The organism is Mucilaginibacter sp. Bleaf8, from assembly GCF_018390515.1.
GTDB lineage: Bacteria > Bacteroidota > Bacteroidia > Sphingobacteriales > Sphingobacteriaceae > Mucilaginibacter.
The window spans coordinates 64,475-87,679 of the sequence record NZ_JAHBBK010000007.1 but is presented as its reverse complement, the minus strand read 5'-3'; the positions used below and the strand labels follow the sequence as shown (position 1 = coordinate 87,679).

Below are 23,205 nucleotides of genomic sequence, written 5' to 3'. Positions count from 1 at the left end.
AGCAGTGGCCTTTTATGTTTTTATGCGTTTAATGCGATCAAATGCGCACCCCAACATAATGCCTACGGTATATGCTATCAAATCACCCCATTCAAAACCTTGCCCTAAAACCAAATGACCGGGAGTGGTAGCTCGTATAGCATTGATCCAAGCGGCCTGGTAAAGCTGGCTTAGCTCAATTGCATAACAAAACAGCAGAGTAATGGCAGCAACCTTGGCTATACGCCAGTTTACAGACAGAAACCGTACTATAAAATAGATCATTAGCCCCCAAAAAGCACTGCCTATCCATAACGGAATACCATCTGATCTTCTGGATAGTAAACCTATAATGATGCTTAGCAGCACCATACCGGCGTACAGTAAACGGGTTTTTGAAAAGTAACTTTTCAGCATTATATTATTTAATGCTAAAAGTACATTATGGCATCATACTTGTACCTATCTATACAACAAAATTAATTAGAAATACTATGAGCTTATTAAGATATGCTGCTATAGGCGCTGCTGTTGCTTATGGCATTAATTACATCACCAAAAAGCGTGATACCGATGGTAAATCTATTTTAGACGACTTGAACGAAAAAGCGCCTGAATGGATGGACAAAGCCAAAAAGTTTGGCGACGAAACACTGTCAAAAGTAACCCAGCAAGCACAGCAAACGCAAGAAAATTACCAGTAATTTTACTGACAAAATGAAAACGCCCGGCATGATACCGGGCGTTTTCATTTTAGCTTTACTATAATCTTACTTGGTTAAAATTTTGCTTTGCGGAAGGCGTATAGTAAACAAGGTCCCCTTGCCCTGTTCCGATTCAATAGCCAAAGTTCCTTTCAAGCTATCAATCAGGTGCTTTACCAGCGCCAGACCAAAACCATAGCCCTGCTCACCGCCGGTACCGGTGGTTGATTCGCCTTTTCCATTCAATATTTGATCTATTTGCTCGGGATCCATACCTATACCGCTGTCCTCAACCTTTATTTGCAATAAATTATCAGGAGTGCCAAGTTCCAGCATCAGGTGTACAGCTACTTTGCCGCCCTGTGGCGTAAATTTCAGTGCATTGGATACCAGGTTGCCTATAATTTGCAACAGCTTATTCTTAGAAAAAGGCACCACCTGATTTTCGGAGCTGGTGCTTACCGTAAAATCCACTTTTTTGTTAAGGGCCTGGGGAGCATATAGCTTTAACAGCTTTTCTTTCAACACCAGTTGGTTAAACTCATTACTGCCTAATTGTGGAGCCTCCTGTTTTGCGGCTTTATCGGCACTTAAAATTTCATCGGCCAGCTCCAGTATAGAGCGCCCGCTGCGGTGTATCAGGTTTACAAACTCCAGCACCTCATCCATCTGGTTTTCGTTACCCTGTTCGCTGATAATTTGCGCCAAACCTATAATGCCGCCTAAAGGCCCCCGAATATCATGCGCCACGCGGCGTTGATTTTCAGATACCTCATCAACTCTGGATCGTAAGTTTTCAATTACTTTAAGTGCCTTTAAGCGGTTGATGATCTCGTCGGCTATAATTTTAAGCAGCTCCACCTTTTCGGGTGTAAGCACGCGGGTTTGCGTATCCAGCACGCACAGTGCGCCAATGTGATGCCCGCCATCCACCCGTAACGGAATGCCAAAGTAGTACCTTAGTTCAGGTTGTCCGGTAACGTAAAACTTATCTTTAAAACGATCATCGGCTGATAGATCTATTACCTCAAAGCTATCCTGCTCTACAATGGTGTACTGGCAAACCGAATCCTCGCGCGGCATCTGGTCTAAAGGCAAACCATAATTGGACACCGTCCATTGGGTAAACGAATCAATAAGGTTTACCATTGAAATATCCGCGCCGGCAACTTTAGCAGCCAGCTTGCTCAGATCCTTAAAATTATTGTGAATATTTGAGTAATCCAGGTCAAAATCAGATAGGGCCATAAGCCTTTCCAATTCATTTTTGGGTATTGGCAATTGCGTAGTCATATTTTGTTTATAAAAACAAGCGCAGCTGGTTAAACTGCCTATCCTTTTTACTCTCTTTAATCAAAATAAGTTTCAACAATCCCCTCTTTTAATAAAAAAGCCTTTGGTATAACTACCAAAGGCTTAACCTATTAACTCAGCGCTTTCAAACGGCCTTTATAACCTCGTCTACCGCCTTGCCAAAACGTTTTTGCTGAATGCGATCGTATTCTTTCACATAATCGGGATGCTCAGTGCCCATCAGCCTGTCCCACACACGAAAGTACAGGCCGTAATTACCTTTAAATTTACTATGGTGCAGGTTGTGGTGCACCGAAGTATTCAACACCTCGAACAACACAGTATGCCTGAACCCCTGGGGTGCTACCTCGTACCCTAAATGGCCGTATACATTAATCATAAAACCTACCACTGTAAATAAAACAATGGTGATAGGGTGCAAAGGCATCAGTATCGCAACCACAAACAATACCCCACCTTCAACACACGCCTCCAATATATGAAAGGAGTACGATGTCCAAGGTGATGGATTGGTTGACTGGTGGTGCACCAGATGTGTATACCTGAATAGTTTTTTATGGTGCAATAAACGGTGCATCCAGTAAAAATAGGTATCATGTATAATTAAGCTCAGGATTAAGCTTACGGCTATCCACCAAACAGGATAAGCATTTATATCGGTATATACCTGTGTGTACCTTTGAAGTGGGGTAAATAATACCAGATACCCGATTACAGCAAATACGGCCGTACTTTGCATAGAGTGCAAAACCTCCCTTACAAAATCTTTTATGCCGGCATTACGGTTTTGAATTTTAGACTGGCTGAACCAGTTGCTCAGCAACTTATAAAATAGAATAAACGGCACACCGGCTATAACAAAATAGCGAACAGCCGATACGCCAAAAAGTCTCATTAAATTTTCAACTATGCTCATCATCACTTACTTTTTGTATCTGCACAAAATTACCCTATGGCCGGGGCAATAAAATTAACAAAGGATAATTAACGCTTTGATGAGGAAGCAATTCTTTTACGGATACGGCTAAGCGAAACGGGCGTAATACCCAGCAAGGTAGCCAGGTATTTATCAGGTACACGGTTAATGATATTAGGTTTATCATGTACCAACTGCAGGTAGCGTTCTTCGGGCGAGAGCAGCACGAACGACTCCACCCGCTCCAGTGATTCGGCCAGCATGTGCATAGTAAAAGTATTTCGTAATGACGATAAGCGCGGATTATGATCCAGCATGTGCTGCACCTTGCTGTAATCCAGTTCCAGCATAACCGTGTCTTCCAATGCCTGGTAAATGAATCGCGAGGGCTTGTTCAGAATAATACTATCGTGCGAGGCGATGAACTGGTTTTCCCAGCGGAGCATCAGGGTTACTTCATCACCGTTTTCTTTGAGATGATACACCCTGATGAGCCCCTTGCGTATATAAGCCAGCTTTTGTGTTGATGCTCCGGACGGTATATAAACATCTTGCGCTGGTAAATGCCGTGTATGTGCCAGCTTTAACAGGTCCATTACATCGGGCAGGCTCAACCCTTTGAATACATTCAGGTAAAATTCTATTTCTTCGGCAGTAAGCATGTATGCTCTTACAACATTAACTTACCTGATTTTGTTGAACAACTACCTTTAGGCTTACAATACGTCTTTCAAAACCTTCCAAACATTATTGGCCACAATCTTAGCCCCTTCTTTGGTAGGATGAATGCCATCAGCCTGATTTAGCTTGGCAATACCGCCTACGTTTTCCAGCAAAAACGGCACTAAAGCCATGTGATTCTTTTCGGCCAGCTTAGGGAACATCGCTTTATAATCGGCGGTGTAGGCAGCTCCCATACTGGGCGGCATTTGCATACCGCATATAACCAGCTTGGCATCCGGGTATTTGTCTTTCACTTTGTCAATAATAGCCTGCAGGTTTTGGGTGGTTGTTTTTACCGGTACACCACGCAAACCGTCGTTAGCACCCAGCTCCAGTACAAACACATCCACCTTACGTTTCAAAACCCAGTCGATACGGCTTAGGCCCCCGGCCGATGTTTCGCCGCTGTTGCCGCCGTTTACCACGTTATATGGCAAGTTAGCTTCTTTTATTTTTTGCTGAAGCACGGACGGATAAGCATCATCTTCCGGGTCTTCCAGCCCGTAGCCGGCTGTTAAGCTGTCGCCAAAAACCAGCACTGTTTTTACAGGAGCCGATTGGTTAGGCACATTTTGTTCCGCACTTTTTGCTGTATCTGCATCGGTGCTTTTAGTATTGCTGTCGCTGCAGGCCACCAGTGCCGCCATGGCTGCCAGCGTAAGGATCTTTTTTAAATGATGTTGAATCATAATCATAAGTAATCAAATATCGGACCTGAGTATTTCCAGCGGCGGGCGATTGAGTACGCCCCGGCTGTTCAACAAGCCAATTACAATAGTTAACACCGCCGTTATGGTAAACATCATAATGGCCGGTGCGTAGTTAACGTTATAAGGTATCTCAAAAGTGTACTTCGCCAGCATCCAGCTACCTGCCAAAGCCAGCACAATGCCGGTCAGGGCAGACAGGGTACCCAAAAACAGGTATTCCATGGCAGTTATCCACAATATCTGTTTGCGGCTGCCACCTAATGTACGCAACAAAACGCTCTCTTTGATACGCTGGTACTTACTGATACGTACAGATGCAATAAGCACAATAAGCCCGGTAGCGATACTGAACCCGCTCATAAAACGGATAACATAACTAATCTTATCCAACACCTCATCCAATACGGTAAGTACCAAACCCAAATCAACTGCCGATACATTGGCGTACTTACGCACTACCGCCTCCTGGTATTGGGCAGATTGCCCGGCCGATTTAGAGTGGGTAAGCAATACGTGAAACTGCGGCGCCTCTTCCAATACCCCTGTTGGGAACAGCACCCTGAAATTGGTTCCCATCTGGTTCCAGTTTACTTTGCGTACGCTGGCTACCACGGTAGTCATGGGTGTGCCCTGTACGTTAAAAACCAGCTTATCGCCTAACTTAATATCCAGGCGCTTGGCGGTGCGATCATCCAGTGATACGGGGATATCCGTTGCATCCCTGGCCTCGCCAATCCATTTACCTTCAATAATTTTTTCGGATGAAGTAAGGCTATCGCGGTAGCTTACCCGGTACTCGCCGCCAAAGGCCCAGCGCCTGGAGTTGCGCGAGGTATCTTTACGGTAATCATTAACCGATTTGCCGTTGATAGTTTGCAGGCGCATGGTTACAATAGGCACCTGCTGCAAAACCGGCATTTTAAATTGCTTGGTTAGCGCTACTATGCCTTTTTCCTGATTGGTTTGGATATCGAACAATACCAGGTTAGGCTGGTTGCCGCTTGACGATAGTTTAACCTGATTGATAAGCATGGATTGCATAAATACCAGCAGGCAGATAAAAGCAGTACTCAGCCCGATTGATGCCATCAGGATAGTGGTTTGGTTGTTGGGGCGGTACAAATTGGCAAAGCCCTGCCTTACCAGATAACTCCATGGGCCTTGCACCAGCAACTTAACCACACGTTTTAACAATAATGCCGTTATCCATAAAATAAAGAAAGCAACCAGCAGGGCTACGGTAAACCCGGCACTGGCAGGCCAGCTCTGCAGCTGTATATAGGCAAACAGCACAATAAAGGCCACAATAAGCCCATACACCAGCCAGCGTAAAGGATCACGTGCCGGACGGCTATCCTCAAAAGCAGAACGCAGTGTATTTAATGGCGAAATTCTACGAATGGAGATAAGCGACAATAGTGCAAAGAGGATAGATATGATAACACCAAGCACCACACCCTGCCCTAAAGCCAGCCACGATATGGCAACCGTTATTTCGAACGGTAAAAAATCTTTCAGTACTATAGGCAACAGGTATTGCACCGCCGAACCTAATGCCGCACCAATAATTGATCCTATCAATCCGATACCGGCAATTTGTATCAGGTAAATTAAAAAGGCTTCAAATGCCTTTACGCCCAGGCAGCGCAAAACGGCAATAGAGGCCACCTTTTCGCGCACATAAATTTGGGTTGAGCTGGCTACACCAATACAACCCAACAGCAGGGCAACAAAACCCACTAATGACAGGAAGCGGTTCAGATCGGTAAATGCTCGTCCGGTATTTTCTTTACGGGTTTGGATGGTTTCATAATGCAGATCGGCTTTGTCTAACCGGGTATCCAGCTTTTCGGCCAATTTATCAACATCCGTATCCTGATCAAACTTGTAATAAAAGCTATAGTTGATACGGCTGCCTTTATCAACCAGCCCGGTTTTGTTCAAATACTGTAGTGGAATGTACACCACGGGCGCAACCCCGGCAGCAAGCCCCGTTTGCCCTGGTGCTTGCTTTAGTGCACCGGCAATAATGAAAGTTAAGTTACCAATTTTTAAGGAATCATTCACTTTGGCTTTGTACTGCAGCATCAGTGCTTCATCAACCAATGTATACTGGCCGGCTTTAAATTGCTGAGCGGCTTGCGCAGGCACTGTTTCTAACGCGCCGTAATAGGGATACCCCCCTTGCAAAGCACGTATTTGCACCAGCCGGGTATTGCCGCTTTGTGTAAACAGCACCATTGAGCCAAAACTACGCTCCTGGGAGCGCTCGGTACCCAGTGAATCGAGCAGGGGCTGTATATTTTTTTCAACCGGCTTGTTGCCCGATATTACCAGATCGGCACCGATTAGTGTAGCCGCCTGGTTATTGATATCATTACGCAGGTTATAGCCAAAAGAATAGATAGCTACCAGCGCTGCAATACCTAATATGATAGACGAAACGAACAGGAATAAACGCGACCTGTTTTTACGACTATCGCGCAGGGCCATTTTAAACAGCCAGCCGAGGCTTGTTTTACGGCTGGGTATTGGTGTTGATGTATTGGCCATAGTTAAGCTTGCGTTTTTTCATCGGCTACCAGCTTGCCGCCCTTAATGCGTAAAATGCGCTGTGTTTTGGCAGCCAGTTCTAAATCATGCGTTACCAGTATCAGGGTAGTACCCGCATCCTGATTCAGTTCAAAAAGCAGCCTTACAATCTTTTCGCTGGTTTCAGCATCCAGATTACCAGTAGGCTCATCGGCAAACAATATTTTGGGCCGGTTAGAAAACGCACGCGCTATAGATACCCGCTGCTGCTCGCCTCCGGATAATTGTGCCGGGAAGTGATGACCACGATCTGCCAGTCCAACTTTATCTAATAAGTCGAGCGCACGGGCTTTGATGTTGCGCTCGCCCCGCAACTCTAATGGCACCATTACATTTTCGAGGGCGGTAAGTGTAGGCAATAACTGAAAACTCTGGAATACAAATCCTACATACTGGTTACGTACCTGCGCCCGCTTATCTTCATTGAGCTGGTTCAGGTTAACGCCGTTGAGCACCACACTCCCGGTGGTTGATCGGTCGAGGCCAGCACATAAGCCCAGCAAGGTGGTTTTACCACTGCCTGACGGCCCTACGATAGCATTTGTTGAACCATCGGCAATAGAAAAATTAATATCATCAAGTACCGTCAGGGTTTTGCCTGCACTTTGGTAGGTTTTACCGAGGTTTATTATATCCAAAACTGTTTTCACTAATTGAATTTTAAATTTGAGTGCGCTTTAAGTTATGACCGCCACCCGTATGATATGTTACAAACGCAGTGCAAGCCAAATGTTTTATCGCAACATGATGATAATTATATGACGATTGGCTATCCTATTTGATGCAAACCCATCATAAAAATTGCGGTGATGATGCTATTTACTTCAAGGCACCATCACCGCAATAATTTGTATTTGGAAATAACGGTCTTATTTCTTTGGCTCAACAGGCGGGTAGCCACCTACTTTACCAAAATGGCGTTCGTGCTCAATTACCGCATCAGAACCAAACGGATGGCCGCCGAACCCGTTACGCATCATGGCAATGGCTTTAGCCGATACCTGGTTGCTATCACGTGAAGCTATCAGTTGCATTACCGATTGTGCAATTACCGGTATAGGCACCTCCATACTCATGGCATCGCTTACCAGCCAGTTTACCTCGCCGGTATCTTCTACGTACGATGGCACATTAAAGCCATCCTTTTCATCATACAGTTTTTTCATCAGCTCAATCAGCCAGGAGCGTACAACGGAACCGTGATTCCAGGTGTGCAGGATATCACTTATATCCAGCTTTTCACGATAGTTTTCCAGCAGGGCCATACCTTCGCCAATAGCTTGCAGCATACCAAACTCAATGCCGTTATGCACCAGCTTTACAAAGTGCCCGGAACCCGATTTACCGGTGTAAGAATATCCCTCGGGCACAGCTAAATCGCGGAATAACCCCTCTAACTGATCTACCGCCTCTTTATCGCCGCCTACCATAAAGCAGGCTCCGTTGCGGGCGCCGCTTACGCCACCGCTGGTACCGCAATCAACCAAATGCAACCCTTGTTCCTTTAATTTGGCAGCACGACGTATGCTATCGCCCCAGTAGGAGTTGCCGCCATCAATTATAATATCGCCTTCTTCAAGTAATGGAGCCAGTTCGGCAATTACATAATCAATAGCTACGCCTGCAGGTATGTAAATAAAAACTTTACGGGGACGCTCCAACTGATCAATCATGCTTTGCAGGCTGTGCGCCAGTACCAGATTTTCCTGCTCAATATCTGTAGGCAGGTGTTTATCATAGCCAATAATGGTGTACCCTTTTTCGGCCGCCTGCAAAGCCAGATTAGCACCCATTTTGCCTAACCCCACAATGCCGTATTTTTTATTTTCCATATCTATGTTGTGTTTACTTCAGTATTAGTACAAATAAGACCCGGTTAAGATTATAACCAAAGTGTAAAAGTTAATTTGACTGCAAGATTTTATCCGACAACAAAAGCATTCAGCAGCATTACGCCGGCCAATCCCATTACAGCTATGATGGATTCCATAACCGACCACGACCGAAAGGTGTCCTTGATACTTAAGTTAAAGTATTCTTTAAACAGCCAAAAGCCCGAATCATTTACATGCGAAAACGCCAGGCTGCCTGCACCGATTGATAGCACCATTAAATTAGGATTAACATGGTTTTGCATGGCAACCGATACCATAATACCGGCAGCAGTTAAACCAGCCACCGTAGCCGAACCTAAACTTACCCTGATCATGGCAGCAATAAGCCAGCCCAGCACCAACGGGTGCACGTTTACGTGCTCTAATTGCCGGGCTATTTCGGTGCTGATACCACTATCCATAAGCACCTGCTTAAAGGCACCCGAGCCGCCAATAATGAGCAGCACCAATACGATATCCTTTACGGCATCCACATAAATACTGCTTAGCCGGCTCATGGTTTTGCCCTGTTTAATACCCAGCGTATAAGTGCCAACCGCCAAAGCAATCAGCATCACCATAGAAGGATCACCAACAAATGCCAGCCACCCGGTTATTACCGGTGGGAGCTTACAGGCATATGGCAGCAATGAAGTAAACATGAGCAGAATAACCGGCAGCAGCGCCGTAACAAAACTATTGAATGCACCGGGCAAGGCTTGCTGCGGAATATCTTCGGGCTTGAAAGTAGCCAGCGGATCAGACTTTATGTTTTTTAAAGTCCGTGCAAATAATGGCCCCGCAACAATAATGGCAGGAATAGCTACCGCAAGACCATAAATTAACGTGACGCCCATATTGCCATGAAACTGCACTACCAATGCCGCCGGCGATGGATGAGGCGGCAAAAAACCATGCGTTACTGAAAGCGATGCCAGCATGGGCAGGCCAATGTAAACTGCCGGTAGCTTATACCGGTAAACAATAGAAAAGATAAGCGGTACCAGCAGTACAAAGCCAATACCGTAAAATAAGGGTATACCTACAATAAAGCCTGTGGCTACCAGCGCCCACTGTAAGTATTTTTTGCCAACGGCATTTACCAGCACCGAGGCTATTTTTTGCGCAGCACCACTAACGGCTACCAGCTTACCCAGCATAGCGCCCAAACACACAATAATAACCAGCGAACCCAAGGTATCGCCCAAACCCTTTTGTATGGATGCCAGGATTTTTACCGGCGGTATCTGTAATAGTAAACCAGCAGCAATAGATACGATAAGAAAGGCCACAAAAGGCGTTACCTTGCCCCAGCTTACCAGGGCAATGAGCAATAGAATACTAAATAATACCGTGAACAGTACCATAAGCGGTGGTAAAGATGCCTATGCCCGTTAGTAAGAAAAACATACAGGAATAAGGTATCTGTTATGCAAACAGCCAACCCACCCGTATGTTTTTGCAACCTGATAATCAGGCTACAATATCTTTTTACACTGTGCTAATAACCCGGTTTCATCGTAAATGAGCAAATCGCCGTTTTTATCCACCTTGTAAAATTCTTTAGCGTTGCTTTTGCTTACATACATATTGCCCGTTTTTTTAAGCGCAGTAGCTGTTGGCGATATTGGCGGAATATCATTCACCGTAATTTTAGTGCCGGTAAACGTAATAACCTGTATAAATATTTGCTGTTTCTTATCGCTCACAATCTCATAAGCTACGCTTTGCCCATCAGGTGCTTTAATGGCATCATCGTACCAAACGCCCAGCAGGTGGCCGGTTTCATGCACGGTAAGGTCTTCATGCGTATGGTCATGTGCGGCAGTATCTGCCGACTGCGGTTGCTGCTGCGTTGCTGTGGCTGTTGAATCGGACTTTTCCTGATTAGATGCCGCCGGCTGCTTGCATGCAACCATTCCGAACATACAATTTAAACCTATAGCGGCTATAACAAGGGCTTTATTTCGCATTATTATTCTGATTATTGTTTTGAACCGTTAACCGGCCAAAACTAAGTAAACATATTAATATACCGGCAAGCTGGAACCAAAGCGTAGATATCGGAAGCGGAGGCAGTGCTGGTTAAGAAGTAAAAAAATCACACAACCGGCAATGAGAAACTAAAAGTACTACCTTCACCAACAGCGCTTTGCACCCCTATTTTACCATTCTGCGCCTCTATAAAATCTTTGGCAATAGCCAGACCCAAACCCGATCCGGCTTTGTTCTGCCCGTCAGTCGGTACCTGGAAATAACGGTCGAACAAGCGCTTTTGGTATTGCTCGTCGATACCTTTACCTTTATCTGTAACCGAAAACTCGATTTGGCCATTGTATTCAACGGTTTGAATAACGATGGTTGACCTTTCCGGACTGTATCGCAAGGCGTTGGACAGGAAATTAACCAGCACCCAGGCCGTTTTTTCTACATCTGCCTGCACGGCAGGTAACTGTTCATTGCGCTTATAGTTGATACTGACGTCCTTTTGCTCAGCCTGGAAGCGCACGGCCGTCAGTGCATAGTCCACAATTTGGGCTGGCTTAACCGGTACGAAGTTCAACTGTATGTTGCCCGTTTCTACCTGCGACAGGTTGAGCAGTTCGCTGGTGATTTTTAGCAGGCGGTCGTTGTCTTCCTGTATATGCTCCAGCAGTTCCTGCTGCTCGGTATTAACCTGACCAATGCGTTCATCTTTCAGCAGCTTTATACTCATTTTTATGGAGGCAATCGGCGTTTTTAGTTCATGTGATATGGTGGCAATGAAATTGGTTTTAGCCTCATCGCGTTCCTTAAACTCGGTTACATTTTTCAGCACATACACCGTGCCTGCCGGTATGCCTGTAGTGCGTATACCTTCTCTTGGCTCGTTGTTCAGGTTTGGAACCACAATTTCTCTTCGCTCCAACTGAAAATAGCTTTCTTTGCCATTTATCACAATCTTAAACGGCTTTCCTTCCGTTTTACCCGACACCACGTAACCGAACAGATCATTACTTTTTATAAGCCCATCGGCACGCTGGCCAACTACTTTTCCGTCTTTGAGATTGAGCAAATTACGTGCGGCATCATTCATAAACAATACCTCCTGGGTCTGGCTAATGCCAATGATAGCATCGTGCATCTGCTCAATAATAGTTTCGATACGGCGCTTTTCGGACATTACGGTAGCCAGGTTGCTGTTCTCCCACTCATTAAGCCGCGAAGCCATGGTATTGAATGCCGAGGCCAGCTCGCCAAACTCGTCGTTCTGGGTAAAGTGCAGGCGCTGGCTATAATTTTTCTGGCTGATTTCACGTATACCATCAATCAGAACACGTAACGGGCCGGCTATCACTTCCGGAAAGTTTACCGTAAAGCTGAACAGCACCAAAAACAAAAACGAACCAACCAGGCTCAGCAGCAAAATTGCGTGGTTTACCTGTTTGGCAACACGGTCGTTCTTTTTAAAAATAGCCTGCATGTTCAGGCTTTCAATGGTGCGCACTTGCCGCCTTACCTGCCGCTCGGCATTGGCCAGTTCAAATGTTATATGCCCGGCAGAGGTAAGCTGTGTAAAATAATGCCTTAACTGCGTAGTAGCTTGTTTTTCGCCAGGCTCGGTTATATTTTGCTCCTGCCGTTTAAGCAGTGTATCAAAACCTGCTATAGCTTTGGTGCTTAGTGGCAGGGCATTTTCATCCAGCACGGTGCGCATAGCCTTGGTATAACTCAGCGTTTCGTAATTATTTTGCAGGATGTTTTTAGACCGGTCTGCAATCTGCTGGATGTAATACAGCGAAATCCCACCAAAAAACAGCACAGCCATAAACAGAAACCCAAATCCCAGCCGAAGCTTATTTTTTATTTTCATAACAGCAAAGCACCCTACCCAAGCAGCTTTAAGGTAGCTGCATCAATATTAACATTTTATTAAATGAAAATACCCTTTCAAAATGAAAGGGTATAGGAATTGTGATTAGTGTTGAGGTTCCAACCTCTTGAGTTTGATGTTGCTGAGCGGATTTACTACCAGTGGTATTTTTTCCACCCGCGTTTCGCTGGTGTCTAAGCCGAACGCTTTGGCATCGCTTTGCGCCAGATGCTTAATGGCGAAATAGCTATTTAAAATAAAGCCTTCACTTACGCTAAAGTTATTGTTGTATGACAGGAATTTCTCCATGATCACAAACTGGAAATCGGCCGGCAGGTTGTAGCTGCCGAGTGATTCATACCGGCTGGTAATATCCAGTTCGCCGCGGGCAATCATTTCTTCAACCGCTTTGCGGAACAGCACATTTACGCGGGGCTGTATCCTAAAACCGATGCGAAACTCCAGGCGTATTACCTTGTCATCCTCCAGCTCTTCTACGGTATATTCCATGGTGTAAGGTTCGTCTGTACGTTCAATATGCACAAACCAGTATACGTCCGCCCGTTTTGGCTTGCGGCTCAGTATGGAGTAAATGATTTTTTGCTCAATCTGTTTGCTGTTGTTAGCCTTAGTAAGATAGATCAGGTGGGTGGCAAACTTAGGTATACCCTGATCGTTGCTCATGGCTTTCAGCATGGGTATATAATCTTTCAGGTCAACAAAGTTCAGGAAACGGTTATTGATTTTACGTGCCCTGTACCAGATATACATAGTAAAGATCAGCCCCACCTCGAATACCAGGAAGAATATACGTTTTACAATTTTTACTGCATTAGCTACAAAGAAGGAGAATTCGATGCTGAGGAACACACACATGATGATAGCCACCAGCCACAACGGCCAGTGCTTTACATAGCGCATAAAGTAGTACATCAGTACGGTGGTCATAAGCATGGCAACGGTGATAGAAAAACCGTAGGCAGCCGTCATCGCTTCTGATTTTTTGAAGTATAAGGTAACAGCAATACAGCCAAAGCACAATATCCAGTTGATGCTGGGAATGTAAATTTGACCACGGATATTGCTTGGATATTTAACCGTAATGCGTGGCCAGAAATTCATGCTCACGGCTTCGCTGATAAGCGTAAACGAGCCGCTGATAAGCGCCTGGCTGGCAATAATGGTAGCCATGGTGGCAATACCAATAGCCGGCAACAAAAATTGGTGCGGCACAATTTCAAAAAATGGGTTTACACCTTCAAACGTTTGATATTTAGTTTGAGTAAGTACCCAGGCACCCTGCCCCAGATAGTTAAGCACTAAACAGGTTTTTACAAATATCCAGCTTACCTGAATGTTTTTACGCCCGCAGTGCCCCAGGTCAGAATATAAAGCCTCGGCACCGGTAGTACACAAAAATACAGCACCTAACAACCAAAAGCCATGCGGGTGCTGCGTTAATAAATCCCAGGCGTAAACCGGGTTAAGCGCTTTAAAAATAGCCGGGTAATGCACTATTTGTAATATACCTAATGTACCCAGCATTAAAAACCAGATCAGCATCACCGGTCCGAAAGCTGCACCAACCACATTGGTTCCAAACTGCTGAAAAAAGAACAGCAGCAGTAATATACCGATTACAATACCAATAATCAGCTCGTTGCCTGGCACAAAATCTTTACTAAGTGATGGCACTAAGCCCAAGCCTTCAATAGCTGAGGTTACCGAGATAGGCGGTGTAATAATACCATCGGCCAGCAGGGTGCCCGCACCGATAATAGCCGGAATCATCAACTTTTTACCATAGCGCCTTACCAGTGCATACAACGAAAAGATACCACCCTCGCCCCTGTTATCGGCCTGCAGGGTAATGAAAATGTACTTGAATGTAGTTTGCAAGGTTAAGGTCCAGAAAACGCAGGATATGGCCCCCAATACCAGGAACGTGTCAGACCGTGCGCCTTCTTTTAATAATGTTTGAAATGTGTAAAGAGGCGATGTACCTATGTCGCCGAAAATAATACCTAATGTAATCAATACACCGGCGCCCGAAAGCTTACGTAAATGTGAAGTATTCATTTTACCAAAAACAATGCTGAGCATTGTACCAGCGGCTGGGCAAGGGATATGCCATTATGAAAAAAAGCATGTTTAAATGAAAACAACAGGCTTTATCTATAATTGCCCAACCAGGGCACCATACCAAAATGAAAGGGTTGCTTTCCATTTTGGTAACCCGTTTTGGTAAAACCCTATCCAGATCGGTAAATTATACCAAAATCTTATACTCGTCTATTTTACGGTAAAGTGTTGTTAAACCGATGTTGAGCAAGCGTGCGGTTTCGGTTTTATTGCCTTTGGTATACTTAAGCACTTTGGCAATGTGATGCTTTTCTACCGAGCTTAAATCAAATACACCTTGCTGCATAGGTTCGTTACCGGTAAAATCAAAGGGAAGCAAATCGGCAGTAAGGGTTGGCCCGTCGGCAATAATTACCGCACGTTCAATCAGGTTTTTCAGTTCCCGGATATTGCCTTTCCAGTTATGGGCAGTTAGTTGCTTCATAAAATCGGCCCCTATCTCGCGCACGCGCTGGTTAGTTTTGAGTGAAAACTCTTTCAGATAATGTGCCGCCAGCTGCGGTATATCCTCCGTACGCTCATTAAGCGAGGGCAGCATAATGGCAAAGATGGATAGCCGGTAAAATAAATCGCGTCTGAATGTACCTTTTTCTACCTCCTGCTCCAGATTACGGTTGGTTGCAGCGATGATGCGGATGTTTACTTTCTGCGTTTGCGTTTGGCCCAGCTTAATGAACTCGCCGGTTTCCAGTACCCGCAGTAGCTTTGCCTGCAGGTCGATATTCATTTCACCAATTTCGTCTAAAAACAGGGTACCGCCATCGGCTTCTTCCATCAGGCCCTTTTTATCTTTATGGGCGCTGGTAAAGGCACCTGCCTTGTAACCAAAAAGCTCGCTCTCCAACAACTCACCACTAAAGGCACTGCAATTGAGGGCTACAAAGTTTTTTTGGTTGCGATTGCTATTGTAATGAATGGCCTGTGCAAACACCTCTTTACCTGTACCGGTTTCGCCCAATAACAGTACGGTAGTATCTGTAACCGATACCCGCTTGGCCAGGTCTATAGCTTGATTAATAGCTTTTGAGTGACCAATGATACTATCAAAGCTATGCCGGTTAATCAGTTTATGTTCGAGCTTAAATAGCCGATATTGCAGCTCGGCCTTCTCGGTGGCCTTACTAAGCAGGGGCAATATGCGGTCATTATCATCGCCTTTGGTTATATAGTCAAAAGCGCCATTTTTGATGGCTGTTACCCCATCCTGTATAGTGCCATAGGCTGTTAAACAAATTACCTCGGTATACGGCTTCTTTTCCTTAATGCTTTTAACCAGTTCAATACCGTTACTATCCGGCAACTTTACATCACTAATCACCACCAGTACATCTTCCTGAGCTAAAATTTTCAACCCATCTTTTGCGGTTGGGGCCTGCAAAACAGTGTAGCCTTCCAACTGCAAAATGCGCGACAGCAACTGGCTCAGTTTAACTTCATCATCAATAATTAATATAGTGGCTTTCATGATTTTTTGCTTTTTTGGAAGATAATCTGCTTACGCCTACCAAATACAATTCCGTTTTAGAAGCATCACTCCAAAATGGCTAACCAACAGGCTTTTGATACGGTTTACATTTATCTTACGGCATGTTGAGCTAACCCAAAACGGAAGGCATTTTTTCAAAATGGAAAGGTAAGTAAAAAGCCCATCTTTGCTAATGGCAAAAGACAGGCTTTGCATAAGGCACGGTATGTATAATGTGTTTATACAGCAACAGGTAATGAAAAGCTAAAAGTACTGCCCTCTCCAATTGCGCTTTGCACCCATATCTTACCATTCTGTGCTTCAATAAAATCACGTGATATAGCCAGCCCCAGCCCCGAGCCTGATTTATTTTGCCCATCGGTAGGTACCTGGAAATAACGGTCGAACAGGCGCTTCTGGTACTGCTCATCAATACCTTTGCCGCTATCCTTTACCGAAAACTCTACCTGCCCGTTCCGCTCCCGTGTAATGATCAGCACTTTGGATTTCTCGGGGCTGTAGCGTAAAGCGTTGGATAAGAAATTGACCAGCACCCAGGCGGTCTTTTCCACGTCGGCATGTACGGCGGGAAGGTGACCATTGGGTGTCAATTCTATTTGCACACCTTTTTGCTCGGCTTGGAAACGTACGGAGTTAAGTGCATAATCCACAATACGTGCAGGCTCAACACTACCAAAACTTAACTGGATATTACCGGTTTCTACCTGCGACAGATCCAGCAATTCGCTTGTAATTTTTAATAAGCGCTCGTTATCCTCCCGAATATGGGTCAGCAGTTGTTGTTGCTCGCCGTTCAGTACGCCAACACGCTCATCGTTCAGCAGCTGCAAACTCATTTTTATGGATGATATAGGCGTTTTCAACTCGTGAGATATGGTAGCAATGAAGTTTGTTTTAGCCTCATCGCGTTCCTTAAATTCGGTAACGTTTTGGAGCACATAAACCATTCCCGCGGATACCCCTGCAATGCGTAAAGTTTCCTGTTGCTGGTTGCTCAGATTAGGCACAGTAATTTCCCGGCATTCCAATTGAAAGTAGGCCTCTTTATGATCCAGCGCTATTTTGAATGGTTTGTTACCCGCTTTATTGTTTAGTATGAAGGTTAGCAGGTCGTTCCCTTTACTTAAATCGGCTATGTTTTGCCCTACTACCTTTTCGGTGGTTAGGTTAAGCAGGTTACGGGCTGCATCGTTAATAAACAACACCTCCTGCTTTTCATTCACGCCAATGATAGCATCGTGCATCTGCTCAATAATGGTATCTATACGGCGCTTTTCGGACAGTACAGTGGCCAGATTACTGTTCTCCCAGTCATTAAGCCGCGAAGCCATAGTATTGAATGCTGATGCTACCTCACCAAACTCATCATCCTTGTTGAAGTTTAGCCGCTGGCTATAATTTTTCTGGCTGATCTCCTGTATACCTTCCAGTAAAGCCCGCAACGGGCCTGCTATTACATCCGGAAAATTTACACTAAAGCTGAACAGGATTAAGAAAGTGAAGGTACCTACCAGGCTAAGCAGGATTGTTGCCCGGTTTACGGCCTCATGAGCACGATCATTCTTACGCATAATGGCCTGCATATTCAGCGTTTCAATAGTGCGCAAATGCTGGCGTAGCGTACGCTGGGTAGTCTGCAGTTCGGCTATGGCCAGGTTACCGGTGGTTAGCCGGTTAAAAACCTGCCTTAGCTGGGTAGTGGCCTGCTTTTCGCCGGGCTCGGTTATGTTATGCTCCTGTTTAACCAATTGGCCGTTAAAATCGGCTACAGCATCTGCATTTAACGGCACCGGATTTTCATCCAGCACAGTACGCATCTCTTTAGTATAGCTCAGCGTTTCATAGTTGTTTTTCAGGATCACCTTGGCACTTTTGGAAATATCCTGAATATAAAACAGGGACAATGCCCCGTAAAACAGGGTAACCACAAACAGAAAGCCAAAGCCTAATCGAAGTTTGCTCTTTATTTTCATGACAGTATCACTAAATCGGTTTCGGTAGCTGCCAGTCTTTTAAGCAGCTCATTAAAAACAGTGGTTTTCAGTATCACCTGAAATAAGTTCAGGTGAGGCTTACCTATGCAAATCGTGGTTATTTCGCGTTCTTCAGCTATGCGCATAATCGTTTGGGTAACCTCATCACTTTTGATGCGCAGTACCTCGGCCCCTAATTCGGTAGCCAGTTTCAGGTTATTGATAAGGTAACGCTGCTTATCGAGCTTAATGCGGTCGCCGCTCTCGCTGCTGGTTTGTACATACAGCACCAGCCACGGCGACCGGTAGTAAGATGCCAGCCGGGCCGTTTTGCGTATCACAATTTTGGCCGTATCGGCGTTGGATGATATGCAGGCCAAAAAGCGCTCAGGCCGCAGCTTGATCTGTTTAGGTACCTCAATATCAATTTTGCGTTCCAGATGATGAGCTACTTCCTTTAAAGCCAGCTCACGCAATTGCAATATCTTATCGCTCCTAAAAAAGTTTTGCAGTGCCAGTTCCACCTTGCTTTTATCGTAAATTTTACCCTCGCGCAAACGGTCAATCAGTTCGTCGGCGGTCAGGTCAATATTCACGATCTCGTCGGCCAATTCCAGCAGCTTATCAGGTATACGTTCGGTAATGGCAATACCAGTTATATTTTCTACCTCTTCATTCAGGCTTTCGAGGTGCTGTATGTTAACTGCCGAAATTACACTGATGCCGGCATCCAATATATCCAGTACATCCTGCCAGCGCTTGCCGTTCTTGCTGCCTTCAATATTGGTATGAGCCAGCTCGTCTACAATAACCACTTCCGGGTGCCGGTTCAGGATGGTTTGCAAATCCATTTCTTCCAGCTCTTTGCCTTTGTAAAAAGTTTTGCGCCTGTCAACAAGGGGCAGGCCGGCCAGCAGGGCATGGGTTTCGGCACGGTTGTGCGTTTCAATGTAGCCAACCTGTATATTGATGCCGTTGCGCAGCAGGGCATGTGCCTCTTGCAGCATGCGATAAGTTTTGCCTACACCGGCACTCATGCCGATATAAATCTTCAGCTTGCCCCGCCGCGATTTTTTCAGCAGCTCAATAAAGCTTTTAACCGACGATTCTTTCTGCTCCTGCCCGTCCATAACCGCTTTGTAGATTAAAATGACACCGCAAAGCTTGCCGTAACCAACGGATTGTTGCCAACCGGGCGACCGTTGCGCGTAAAAATCGCATCCTTGCTATCAAACACCTTACCCTCCAGCCGGATAACGGCATTTTTTACCGGTGCGTAATCCAGGTTTAAGGCATAGCCGGTGGTTTGAAAGCCACGTGGGGTATTGGTTGCGATGATTATACCGTTTTTATCCTGGTAGTACTCTACCCTGCCAGCTACGGCCCATTGATCGGTAAACTGATAACGCATTACTGCTACAGGTGCCAATATATGGTAATAGCCGCTACTGCCTTTTGCCTTTTGCTGTATGCCATAATCAAAACCTGCGGTAAGCCCCAAGGCCTTGTTTAGCTGAAATATGCCATAAAAGTTATTGTAAAAGCGGCGTACACCTGCACTGTCAGCCCCTTCGGTACCTAAATAGTTGCTATAGTTAAATGATATTTTGGATGATGGGGTATAAAACACTTCTAATCCACCGGCTGGCTTATTATTACCATCGGCGCGGTAAATACGCTGCCAGCCGTTCAGGTATAAACCAGTTAAAGTTAACTTATTGTCGGGCGTAACATAGGTAATCTTAGCCCCGGTTTCATAATACGGCGTGTTCTCGGAAACAATATTGCGGGTAAGCATCCAGTTGTTTTTACCGATGGCGCTTTCAAACCCAATATGCGATGCAAAAATACCGGCATCCAGCCACAGGTTGGCTGTTTTGCTTAGTTTAACACCCGCATTCGCCTCAAATACATTCTTCATTACACCCGGTTCGGCCGCCAGGTTGGCATTGGCGTAAGTACCGGCCATCAGCGCCAGATTGGCCCGTAGGTTACCGTTATCATAAGCTGCTTTAATAAAAGCCAGATTCAGGTTCACTTCATTGTGCCGGTTATGCGAATAGATAAATCCCGGCCGGTTATGATCAGCAGGCTTATTGAAATCATAGCCATAATATATCTCTGCGTATCCGCTTATGGTTAAAGGATTGGTTCGTGTGCTATCTTGAGCACGGGTGGCTAAGCCCGCTATTAAAAAGCTTAAAGCCAAAAATATCTTTTTCATCAAGTGATGTAGTTTACTTTCTATATGTGATTAGGGAGCAATACTCAATCCTTTTCCAAGATTGAGTATTGTTTTTAAGTTATTTTCACTAAGGAACTGAACAGCTACTTGTTATTTGCTTAACTGATCTAAGGCAATGTTCAGCTGCAGCACATTTACCGTAGCCGGGCCAAACAAACCTAATAGAGGTTTTTGAATGTGGCTTTCTACCAGTTGAGCTACCTGCTTTTCATCCAGCTTACGGTTGGCGGCGATGCGGCGCACTTGTATTTGCGCAGCAGCGGGCGACAGGTCGGGATCCAGGCCGCTGCCCGATGCGGTAACTAAATCGGCTGGTATATCACTGCGTTTTAAGTAAGGGTGATATTTGAGCAGGGTGTCTATACGGCTGTTTACATCTTTCAGGTAATCGGGGTTACTTGGGCCTTTGTTGGAGCCGGCAGAACCGGCTGCATTGTATCCCACTGCCGACGGGCGGCTCCAGAAGTAACGGGGGCCGTCAAACTTTTGGCCGATGTTGGCATAGCCTACCACTTTCCCGTTTACCGTTACGGTTTCGCCGCCGCCATTGCCTTTTGAAAACTTACCGCCAAAAGCGATGATGACCGGATAGATAACACATAGCAGCACTGTTAAAACCAAAGTGAGGCGGATGGATTGCATGATATAACTTTTCATGGCTTTTATAAGAATAAAGAGATCAACAAATCAATTAATTTGATACCGATAAATGGCGCAATTACACCACCTAAACCGTAAATAAGCAGGTTACGGCGTAACAGTGCGCTGGCACCAATCGGCTTATACTCCACGCCTTTCAGGGCCAGTGGTATCAGCAACGGTATAATGATGGCATTAAATATCACGGCCGACAGGATAGCACTCTCGGGACTATGCAGGCGCATAATGTTGATGCTTTGCAGAGCCGGTATAGAGGCAATGAACAGCGCAGGCACAATGGCGAAGTACTTAGCTACGTCGTTAGCGATAGAGAATGTAGTTAAGGTACCGCGGGTAATGAGCAACTGCTTGCCAATCTCCACAATCTCGATCAGCTTGGTTGGGTCATTATCCAAATCCACCATGTTGCCGGCTTCTTTAGCTGCTTGGGTACCGCTATTCATGGCCACGCCTACATCAGCCTGGGCAAGGGCTGGGGCATCGTTGGTACCATCACCCATCATGGCTACCAGTTTGCCGCTGGCCTGCTCATGTTTAATGTAGTTCATTTTATCTTCGGGCTTGGCCTCGGCAATAAAATCATCCACACCCGCTTTTTGGGCAATAAATTTGGCAGTTAATGGGTTATCGCCGGTTACCATTACGGTTTTAACGCCCATTTTACGCAAGCGCTCAAAACGCTCAGATATACCCGGCTTAATGATATCCTGTAACTCAATAGTGCCCAGCACTTCTTCGTTATAGGTTACTACCAGCGGTGTACCACCGTTTGATGAAATGGCCTCTACGCGATCTTTCACCTCAGCCGGAACAATATGCCCGGCATTGAGCGCCATTTTGCGCATGGCATCAAAAGCACCTTTACGGATGCGGTTACCCTCAACAGTATCCATACCACTGGAGCGGGTTTCGGCCGTAAACTTGATAAAGGTAGCCCCGGCAGGTGTTTGCGGTATTTCGGTATGGGTAGCCGCCAGTTCTACAATAGATTTACCTTCGGGCGTTTCATCTGCCAGTGAAGATAAAACGGCGGCTTTAGTCAGGTCATCAGGTGCAATGCCGGGTGCAGGCCAAAACTGGGTGGCCTTACGGTTACCAATGGTAATAGTACCGGTTTTATCCAGCAGCAACACATCAATATCACCGGCTGTTTCAACTGCCTTACCCGATTTGGTGATTACGTTGGCACGTAAAGCCCTGTCCATACCGGCTATACCGATGGCCGAAAGCAAACCGCCAATGGTGGTAGGAATCAGACATACAAACAGTGATATTAAGGCCGCAATGGTGATGGGTGTATTAGCATAATCGGCAAATGGTTTCAGCGTAACGCATACAATGATGAAGATGATGGTAAAGCTGGCCAGCAGAATGGTTAACGCAATTTCGTTAGGCGTTTTCTGGCGTGATGCACCTTCAACCAAAGCAATCATCTTATCCAGAAAGCTTTCGCCGGGCTGGGTAGTTACGAGTACCTTAATTTTATCTGACAATACCTTAGTACCACCGGTTACGGATGATTTATCGCCACCGGCCTCGCGGATCACCGGTGCCGATTCGCCCGTAATGGCCGATTCATCAATAGTTGCCAAACCTTCTACAATCTCACCATCGGTTGGGATAGTGTCGCCAGCCTCGCACACAAAGTAATCGCCTTTACGCAAATCGCTTGATGATTTGCTGACGATGGAGCCATCCTCCAGCACAACGTTGGCCGGTGTTTCCTCGCGAGTTTTACGCAAGCTATCGGCCTGGGCTTTACCACGTGCTTCGGCAATGGCTTCGGCAAAGTTGGCAAAGAGCACGGTAAGCAGCAGAACGATAAAGATAAACAAGTTATAGGCAAATGAGCCTTGGCCCGCATGGTTTAAGCTGTAGATAGTTACATACAACATAACGGCTGTACCTATCTCAACCGTGAACATCACAGGGTTACGAAGCATGAGTTTAGGATTGAGCTTAACGAACGACTCTTTTAAGGCTGTTTTTACCAGAGCCGGCTCAAATAATTTATTGGATTGCGCTTTCATCACA

General features: G+C 45.6%; 19 protein-coding genes. 1 reads left to right on the top strand and 18 read right to left on the bottom strand.

What is annotated here, in order from left to right; genetic code table 11:
* Window positions 1-12: 12 nt before the first annotated feature.
* On the bottom strand, window positions 13-396 hold the full coding sequence (locus KHS38_RS21045; RefSeq protein WP_213490701.1) for a ribosomal maturation YjgA family protein: 384 nt from the start codon (window positions 394-396) through the stop codon (window positions 13-15).
* Window positions 397-473: 77 nt separating this feature from the next.
* On the opposite strand from KHS38_RS21045, the gene KHS38_RS21040 reads away from it, so the two are divergent.
* Complete coding sequence (locus tag KHS38_RS21040; RefSeq protein WP_213490699.1) at window positions 474-683, top strand: YtxH domain-containing protein; 210 nt, start codon at window positions 474-476, stop codon at window positions 681-683.
* A 66-nt stretch (window positions 684-749) separates the two neighbouring features.
* Here the strand turns inward: KHS38_RS21040 and KHS38_RS21035 are convergent, their stop codons facing one another.
* From KHS38_RS21035 to kdpB, 17 genes are all read right to left on the bottom strand, one after another.
* Window positions 750-1,976 (bottom strand): sensor histidine kinase, encoded by a 1,227-nt coding sequence (locus tag KHS38_RS21035; RefSeq protein WP_213490697.1) that lies wholly within the window; start codon window positions 1,974-1,976, stop codon window positions 750-752.
* 145 nt (window positions 1,977-2,121) lie between these two features.
* The gene (locus KHS38_RS21030; RefSeq protein WP_213490695.1) at window positions 2,122-2,892 is read right to left on the bottom strand and encodes a sterol desaturase family protein; all 771 of its coding nucleotides are present in this window, start codon (window positions 2,890-2,892) and stop codon (window positions 2,122-2,124) included.
* 89 nt (window positions 2,893-2,981) lie between these two features.
* The gene (locus KHS38_RS21025) at window positions 2,982-3,575 is read right to left on the bottom strand and encodes a Crp/Fnr family transcriptional regulator (RefSeq protein ID WP_213490693.1); all 594 of its coding nucleotides are present in this window, start codon (window positions 3,573-3,575) and stop codon (window positions 2,982-2,984) included.
* A gap of 54 nt (window positions 3,576-3,629) precedes the next feature.
* Window positions 3,630-4,325, bottom strand: a complete 696-nt coding sequence (locus tag KHS38_RS21020) for an arylesterase (protein ID WP_249665509.1) — start codon at window positions 4,323-4,325, stop codon at window positions 3,630-3,632.
* Between the two features lie 12 nt (window positions 4,326-4,337).
* Window positions 4,338-6,899 carry an ABC transporter permease gene (locus tag KHS38_RS21015; protein WP_213490691.1) on the bottom strand — a complete coding sequence of 854 codons (2,562 nt, stop codon included), beginning with the start codon at window positions 6,897-6,899 and terminating at the stop codon, window positions 4,338-4,340.
* A 2-nt stretch (window positions 6,900-6,901) separates the two neighbouring features.
* A complete protein-coding gene (locus KHS38_RS21010) occupies window positions 6,902-7,588 on the bottom strand; it encodes an ABC transporter ATP-binding protein (RefSeq protein ID WP_213490689.1) in 687 nt (228 codons plus the stop codon).
* Window positions 7,589-7,807: 219 nt separating this feature from the next.
* The gene (gene gnd, locus KHS38_RS21005) at window positions 7,808-8,770 is read right to left on the bottom strand and encodes a phosphogluconate dehydrogenase (NAD(+)-dependent, decarboxylating) (protein ID WP_213490687.1); all 963 of its coding nucleotides are present in this window, start codon (window positions 8,768-8,770) and stop codon (window positions 7,808-7,810) included.
* Between the two features lie 89 nt (window positions 8,771-8,859).
* Window positions 8,860-10,179, bottom strand: coding sequence for a GntT/GntP/DsdX family permease (locus KHS38_RS21000; RefSeq protein ID WP_213490685.1), 1,320 nt, complete (start codon window positions 10,177-10,179; stop codon window positions 8,860-8,862).
* 111 nt (window positions 10,180-10,290) lie between these two features.
* A complete protein-coding gene (locus KHS38_RS20995) occupies window positions 10,291-10,740 on the bottom strand; it encodes a hypothetical protein (protein WP_213490683.1) in 450 nt (149 codons plus the stop codon).
* 173 nt (window positions 10,741-10,913) lie between these two features.
* Window positions 10,914-12,665, bottom strand: a complete 1,752-nt coding sequence (locus KHS38_RS20990) for a HAMP domain-containing sensor histidine kinase (RefSeq protein ID WP_213490681.1) — start codon at window positions 12,663-12,665, stop codon at window positions 10,914-10,916.
* 105 nt (window positions 12,666-12,770) lie between these two features.
* Window positions 12,771-14,744 carry a KUP/HAK/KT family potassium transporter gene (locus tag KHS38_RS20985; protein WP_213490679.1) on the bottom strand — a complete coding sequence of 658 codons (1,974 nt, stop codon included), beginning with the start codon at window positions 14,742-14,744 and terminating at the stop codon, window positions 12,771-12,773.
* Between the two features lie 190 nt (window positions 14,745-14,934).
* Complete coding sequence (locus tag KHS38_RS20980) at window positions 14,935-16,272, bottom strand: sigma-54-dependent transcriptional regulator (RefSeq protein WP_213490677.1); 1,338 nt, start codon at window positions 16,270-16,272, stop codon at window positions 14,935-14,937.
* 239 nt (window positions 16,273-16,511) lie between these two features.
* Complete coding sequence (locus tag KHS38_RS20975) at window positions 16,512-18,266, bottom strand: ATP-binding protein (protein ID WP_213490675.1); 1,755 nt, start codon at window positions 18,264-18,266, stop codon at window positions 16,512-16,514.
* On the bottom strand, window positions 18,263-19,396 hold the full coding sequence (locus KHS38_RS20970; protein ID WP_213490673.1) for a sensor protein KdpD: 1,134 nt from the start codon (window positions 19,394-19,396) through the stop codon (window positions 18,263-18,265). The genes KHS38_RS20975 and KHS38_RS20970 overlap by 4 nt, the downstream gene beginning before the upstream one ends.
* Window positions 19,397-19,410: 14 nt before the next feature.
* Entirely contained in the window at window positions 19,411-20,490 is a 1,080-nt protein-coding gene (locus tag KHS38_RS20965) for a porin (protein WP_213490671.1), read from the bottom strand.
* Window positions 20,491-20,601: 111 nt separating this feature from the next.
* Window positions 20,602-21,168: a K(+)-transporting ATPase subunit C gene (locus KHS38_RS20960; RefSeq protein ID WP_213490669.1), complete on the bottom strand. Its 567-nt coding sequence runs from the start codon at window positions 21,166-21,168 to the stop codon at window positions 20,602-20,604.
* 5 nt (window positions 21,169-21,173) lie between these two features.
* Window positions 21,174-23,201 carry a potassium-transporting ATPase subunit KdpB gene (gene kdpB, locus KHS38_RS20955; protein ID WP_213490667.1) on the bottom strand — a complete coding sequence of 676 codons (2,028 nt, stop codon included), beginning with the start codon at window positions 23,199-23,201 and terminating at the stop codon, window positions 21,174-21,176.
* Window positions 23,202-23,205 lie beyond the last annotated feature (4 nt).